At 66.7% G+C, this 6075-nt stretch carries 6 protein-coding genes; all 6 read right to left on the bottom strand.

Translation table 11 applies throughout. The features are described from left to right. Positions 1-91: 91 nt before the first annotated feature. On the bottom strand, positions 92-1435 hold the full coding sequence (locus ABSH63_RS11915) for an OmpP1/FadL family transporter (protein ID WP_352890030.1): 1344 nt from the start codon (positions 1433-1435) through the stop codon (positions 92-94). Between the two features lie 93 nt (positions 1436-1528). Then, positions 1529-2479 (bottom strand): MBL fold metallo-hydrolase, encoded by a 951-nt coding sequence (locus ABSH63_RS11910; RefSeq protein WP_352890028.1) that lies wholly within the window; start codon positions 2477-2479, stop codon positions 1529-1531. Further along, on the bottom strand, positions 2476-4185 hold the full coding sequence (gene soxB, locus ABSH63_RS11905) for a thiosulfohydrolase SoxB (RefSeq protein WP_352890042.1): 1710 nt from the start codon (positions 4183-4185) through the stop codon (positions 2476-2478). The genes ABSH63_RS11910 and soxB overlap by 4 nt, the downstream gene beginning before the upstream one ends. Before the next feature lie 2 nt (positions 4186-4187). Next, positions 4188-4793 carry a sulfur oxidation c-type cytochrome SoxX gene (soxX, locus tag ABSH63_RS11900; protein ID WP_352890026.1) on the bottom strand — a complete coding sequence of 202 codons (606 nt, stop codon included), beginning with the start codon at positions 4791-4793 and terminating at the stop codon, positions 4188-4190. 11 nt (positions 4794-4804) lie between these two features. Beyond that, the gene (soxA, locus tag ABSH63_RS11895) at positions 4805-5656 is read right to left on the bottom strand and encodes a sulfur oxidation c-type cytochrome SoxA (protein WP_352890025.1); all 852 of its coding nucleotides are present in this window, start codon (positions 5654-5656) and stop codon (positions 4805-4807) included. Beyond that, the gene (locus ABSH63_RS11890) at positions 5637-6053 is read right to left on the bottom strand and encodes a DsrE family protein (RefSeq protein WP_352890040.1); all 417 of its coding nucleotides are present in this window, start codon (positions 6051-6053) and stop codon (positions 5637-5639) included. Before ABSH63_RS11890 ends, soxA begins: the two co-directional genes overlap by 20 nt. Between the last annotated feature and the right edge of the window lie 22 nt (positions 6054-6075).

Raw genomic sequence — 6075 nt, 5'->3', positions numbered from 1 at the left:
CGTGCTTCAGGATCGCAACGATCTGGGTTTCGGTGAAACGCGACTTCTTCATCAGAACCTCCTGGCTGTACGATGCCAGAAAGCTCTACTTTCAAGTTGTCGCCGCGGCGGGGAAGCTTACGAAATGCTCCTCGGGAACCGCGGGCGCGAGAATGTTGAACAAGACCTCGCTCGCCGGGATCGGTTGCTCGGCCTTGCTGTAACCGAGGCGGAACTTGAACGCGGCGAAGCGATACTGTGCCCCGAACTTGAGCACCGACACGTCCTGCCAGCCAAAGCCCGGTCCGGTCGCCGAACCCAAGCAGGAAGGACTCGGATCCGTGCTGCCGCCGAAGCCCAAGCCGGCGAGCAGGCGCGCTCGTGCGCACTGGTTGACGAAGTCGTTGGGATCGAAGGGGTTGCCCACCGAGCGGATCTCGCTGAAGTTGATGCGCTGATAATCGACGGCGAAGCGCACGTCGGGATTCACGTGGACGGACAGACCGACGTTCCAGGTCGAGGGGATGTCGAAGTCCCCCTCCTCGGCGAACAGGCCAGCATATTTGTCGAACTCGGTCATGCGTATGCGCGACTGATAGGCCGCGCCGAGTCCCAACCCGGGGATCAGACCGGTCAGCACGCCGATACGCGCCCCATATCCGTAGGACAGGTCATAACCGTTGCCGCTGACCCGGTCGGGCGCGTTGGAAAACTGCGCAAAGGCGCGCAGACCATCGGCGCGAAAGCGCTGCCCGGCAAGCACGGGCGCGATGCCGATCGAACTGCGCTCGCCCAACTTTCGCGCGTAGTGCGGCACGATGAACAGCTGGATCAGGTTCACGCTCGCGGTCTGGTCGTGGTCGCCGCAGAAATTGCCGGTGTCGGTTTCACCCGGCAACGGCGCCCCGCCGCCGAACGTCCCCTCGCACTGCGTCTCCAGATCGATCAGATTCACGCCCACGGCACCGACGGCGAACCCCTCGGCAAAGTGCGCAGAATTGCCGTGGTACTCGGTGTTGAGCCCGCCGTTGCCGTACATGGCGATGCCGACCGTCGATACATCGTCGAGCCGGCGCGTGTACGCGAACGACGGGATGTAGAACATCTCGTTGTCGCTGGACAGGCGGCCTTCTTCGATGCGCAGGATGCTGTTGGCGGCGTCCGCGCCACGCGGGCCGGTGGTGTAATCGCGGTGTGGCGAGAAGAAGCTCAGCGAGGCATCGAAACGATTGCCGACCCAGGCCGAGCCCGCCGGGTTGATGGTGACGATCAGGGCATCCTCGGTCAGCGCCGTGCCGGCACCCCCGAGAGCCCGCTGCGACACGGAGTATCCGTGCGCGAAATAGCCGTTGGTCGCGTGCACCGGCGCCGTGACGCCCAGGATGCCCAGCACCATGCCTGCGGTGATTCCCTGCCGCAGTCGAATCGCCTGCTTCATTGCCGTTGTGCTTCCCATCGTTCGTCTCTCCTTGCCGATCGCACCCGGCCTTTGGGCCGTCTGTTGCTCCGTGCATCTAACTCTGTTCGCGGACCCGAAGCGCGACCGCGCTCATCCCGAAGCAGCGGCCAGGCTTTCTCGTTCCAACTCCAGAAACACCGTATACGCATTCGCCCGATGCGCCTGCTCGAAAGCCGGCAGATCGCGCCATCGCCGCCAGTCCGCCTGCCGATACGCGTCTTCGAAAGACAGCATGTCTTGCACCGCCACCGCCATCTGTGCCCGCAGGTCGAGCAGGTACGTGCGCATCCCGTCGATGGCGGCGCGAAAGTCCGTGCTGGCCGGTCCGTGTCCGGGCACGAAGACGCGCACGTGCGCATCGTCGAGGCGCTCGAGCGCACGCAGCCAGTCGCGACTGCCGGCCTCCCCCAGGGTGGGAATGCGGCCGACGAAGAGCAGATCGCCGCTGAACAGCACACCGTCTTCGGGAACCAGCATCACCAAGTCATCCGGCGCGTGCGCCGGTCCGACGTAGCGCAAATCGATCGTCACGCCGCCCAACTCCAGGCGCTCGTCGGCATCGAGCCAACGGTCCGGCAGCGGCAGGGTGAAGTCCGGCGCAAAGGCCTCGGGCAAGAGCCCACGGCGTTGCGCGAGACGTTCCCGGGCGCGCGGCGAATCGAGGTAATGGCGTGCCTCGCGGTGCATCCACAGCTGTGCTCCGGCAGCGCGCAACGCCTCCGCGCCATAGGCATGGTCGGCGTGATAGTGACTGAGGATCAGATAGCGGATGGGCAGCGAGGTCCGCCGCCGGATTTCCCGGACCAGCGCCTGTCCCAGCGCCGGCGTGCCCAGCGCATCGAAGACCACCACGCCCTGCGGCGTGACGACGAAGCCGGCATTGGCGTTGAAGCCGCGGTTCTCGGCGGAGGCGACGTCCAGCTCGCCCTGCACGTAGTAGCTGTGCGGTCCCACCTGGGTGCTGATCAGCTCCAGCGCCGGCGATGCGGCAGGCAGGCCGATGCCGACCCAAACCCACCACCGCGCGCGCCAGCGGATCATGACAGCCCGGGGTTGTTCGACATGCCGATCAGGCGCGGCTGCTCGGGCTTGAGCGAAGTGATCGACTTGCGGTCGCGCAGATCGCGGGCGACCACCGCCCACACCGGCTCACCCTCGACGTTCGGCGCCACGGAAGCCCAACCGGCGACGCGGTAGGTCTTGTCGGCGCGCAGCGGCTCGGCGCCCAGCCTCAGATCGCGGATGCGATGGCCCATCTCGGCTTCCGGTGCCAGGGCGTAGCCGAGACCACCGACGCGCACCATGTCACCGCCTTGTTGATAGTACGGATCGGGATTGAACAGGTTGTCGGCCACGTCTTCGAGCACGGCCTTGATCTGCTCCCCCGTCAGGGTGCTGACCGTGACCTGCGGATAGGTGATCGCGGTCTGATCCAGCAGACGCTCCATCGTGATCGTCTCGCCGGGCAGCACCGTCGTACCCCAGCGAAAACCGGGCGAGAACGCGATCGGCGTATCCAGTTGCCGCATCAAGGCGTCGAGGATCAGCTGATCGAAGCTGCCGTTGAAGTTGCCGCGCCGGTAGAGGGTGGTTTCGGTGACCGCCAGCGGCTCGTCGAGCTGCTCGCGAAATGGCGCGCGCAGACCGTCGATGAGGGCCTGCATGGCGCTGTCCGCCGGCAACAGGTTGGCGAACACCGGCACCAGGTGATAACGCCAAGAGTGCAGCCGCGCTCCGCGCACCTCGCAATCCAGCACGCCCACGAACTTGCCGCTGCTGCCGCCGTTGGTCACCAGCGTCACGCCGCCGGCATTGCGCACGACGACGGGTTGCGGAACGGCATCGTGAGTGTGTCCGCCGAGGATGACGTCCAGGCCGCGCACCCGCGCGGCCAGTTTGAGGTCGACGTCCATGCCGTTGTGCGACAGCAAGGCCACCAGTTGCGCGCCGGCCTTGCGCGCCGCGTCGATCGTCCGCTGCAGCTCGTCCTCGCGGATGCCGAAGGTCCAGTCCGGCACGAAGTGCCGTGGATTGGCGATCGGCGTATACGGGAAGGCCTGACCGATGATCGCCACCGCCACGCCGTTGACCTCGCGCAGCGCGTACGGGGCGAACACATCATCGCCGAAATCGGCGGTCTTGACGTTTTGCGCGACGAAGTCGATACGCCCTTTGAACGGACCGTCCACGATCTCGAGTACGCGCTCCGCCCCCAAGGTGAACTCCCAATGTCCGGTCATCACGTCGACGCCGAGCGCGAGCTGCGCCTCGACCATGTCCTGCGCGCGCGTCCACAAGGCCGTGGCCGAACCCTGCCAGCTATCCCCGCCGTCGACCAGCAGGCTGCCTTTGCGCGCCGCGCGCAGCCGCTTGACCAGCGTCGCCAGGTGGGCATACCCGCCGACCTTGCCGTAGACGCGCGCGGCCTGTTCGAAGTCCAGGCTGGTCAGGGCGTGGGCTTGGCGCGTGCGCGGCGGCACGCCGAAATGCCTCAGCAAGGCCTCACCGACGAGGTGGGGCACCTGCCCGCGGCTGCCGTGGACGCCCAGATTGACGCTCGGTTCGCGGTAGTAGATGGGCAGGAGCTGGGCGTGCGTGTCGGTCAGATGCAGCAGGCCGACATTGCCGTACACCGGGATGTCGTACAAGCGCTCGCCGTCGGCATCGGCGAGCGCCGCCTTCGACCCGAGTGCGAAACGCGCGGCGGCGGCAGCGGCCAGAAGCCGAACGAACTCGCGCCGGCTCAGACTCACGGCGACGAATCCCGATTGACCGGCGACTCGGGGTCGAACAGCAGCGCCATCACGTCGCGAATCTGCTGCTCGGTCAGGATCTGCTGATGTCCGAAGCGCGGCATCCCGCTGCAGGGGAAGTACGCCTGTGGGTTGTAGATCTTGCCCCAGGTGTAGCGCAGTACCGCCTCGCCACGGCCGCGGAGTTTGCCGTAAGCCTTCAGGCTGGGCCCGATGGTGCCGTAGGCGATCTCGTCAGGGGCGAGCTGGTGGCAGGCGTAGCAGTTGCCGCCCGAGGGCTCGGTAGGGTCGTCGCTGAACTGCTTGCCGGTGCCGCGCTGGGCGATCGCCTCGCCGGCTCGCCAGTCGCCGAGCCATTGCCCGTCGCTGGGGTAGCGGATGCTCGCCTGGTTGGCGGCAATGATCTCTGCTGCAGCGGCGCCGGTCACGGCCCCGGCCTGCGAACAGGCCTTTTGCGTCGGATCCTGTTCGAGTCGGTCCAGTCCGGCCTGTCCCTTGGCGACGAAACTGCGCTTGAGCACTTCCGGCAACTCCGAGGCCGATCCCTGCGTCGGCGCCATGCCGAACAGGACCAGTGCGGTGATCAGGGTCTTGGCATTCATGATCCGGGGCCTCAGCGCTTCAAGCCCGGCGCATCGATGACACCGCCCTCGGCCTTCTTCGCCAGGAACATCGTCAGCGCGATGGAGACTTCCGAGCCGTAGATCAGATCCGGCAGTCGTTGCTGGCGGAAGCAGTCGTTCAGTCGCCATTGCATCGTACGCAGCTCGCCCTGCGAGATCCGATAGGCAGGCCAAGTGGTGTAGGCCGCGCGCGCATCGTCCGCGCGGGTCAGATTGGGGAGTTTTTGCAGGCGGATACGCTTGCCATCTGCCGCGTGACAGGTGGCGCAGGCGAAATCGTGCGGGCCGGCGCGGTAGTAGAAGATGTGTTCGCCGAGCGCGTAGGCGGCCTTCTCTTGCGGGTGCGTCAGCGGCACCGACAGCGTCGCGCCACGGGACTGCGCAGCCACATAGGCGGCCAGCGCCTCCATGTCCGAGCGATGCGCCTCGCCGTTGCCGAAGCGCACCTTGAGCAGTGTTGCTCGATCGATGCCCTGCAATCGCTCGACGCAGGTGACCAAGCGCGATTCGAGATCCTGCACCTGACCCGTGTCCGCGAAATAGCGCGGCAATTGGGCGTATGCTCCGCGCACGACGCCCTTGCCCAAGCCAAGGTCGCAGTCTTCCAGGCTCCGATTCTTCGGCCCGCGCGGGGTCGTCCACAGCGCCTCGCCACGCATCTCCCAGAACACTGCCGGGTTGTCGTCGCCGAACATCGCGCGGTATTCGGCGATGGGGTCCTGCTCCGGCTCCGGCTGCGCGGCGCTGCCCACGTTGGGCGCCGCCGAGATCAACAGCGAGACCACCGCCCACAGCAGGCGCGCGATCGGACGGCGTTCGGGCTCAGGGCTTGATGTACGCATGCTGCTCCTCGATTTGCAAGCGGGCGATTTCCGCCACGCCCGACGGCACGATGTCGATGCCCTCGATCATGTCGCGCGCGTCCAAGCGGCGGCTTTCGAGCGTGTTGCGGCACGCGGCAAAGCGCACGCCACGGTCTTGGAGCTCGGACACCATCAGCGCGAATGGATAACCCCCGGGGGTTTGCGCATCCTGCAGCAGGAAATCCACCCCCGCCCCCAGCGCCACCACGGTAATGCGCGCCTTCGGATCGGCCGCGAGGTGGTTGCCGATGCTGCGCAGACCGCGCAGGGCTTGATCCAGACCGAGGTCGAACTGATAGACGACGCGAACCGCGACCTGCGCGCGGACCGCGTCAGCCGACGCGAGCCGCGGCAGCATCGCGCCACAGGCGAGCACGCCCAAGGCCAGCCATGCGGCG

This window comes from Sinimarinibacterium thermocellulolyticum (genome assembly GCF_040327995.1).
Classification (GTDB): domain Bacteria; phylum Pseudomonadota; class Gammaproteobacteria; order Nevskiales; family Nevskiaceae; genus Solimonas; species Solimonas thermocellulolyticum.
This window is presented reverse-complemented; position numbering and strand designations above follow the sequence as displayed.

Coding starts and splice junctions, on each gene's coding strand:
- ABSH63_RS11915 (WP_352890030.1), bottom strand. CDS start 1,435: ATGGGAAGCACAACGGCAATGAAGCAGGCGATTCGACTGCGGCAGGGA.
- ABSH63_RS11910 (WP_352890028.1), bottom strand. CDS start 2,479: ATGATCCGCTGGCGCGCGCGGTGGTGGGTTTGGGTCGGCATCGGCCTG.
- soxX (WP_352890026.1), bottom strand. CDS start 4,793: ATGAATGCCAAGACCCTGATCACCGCACTGGTCCTGTTCGGCATGGCG.
- soxA (WP_352890025.1), bottom strand. CDS start 5,656: ATGCGTACATCAAGCCCTGAGCCCGAACGCCGTCCGATCGCGCGCCTG.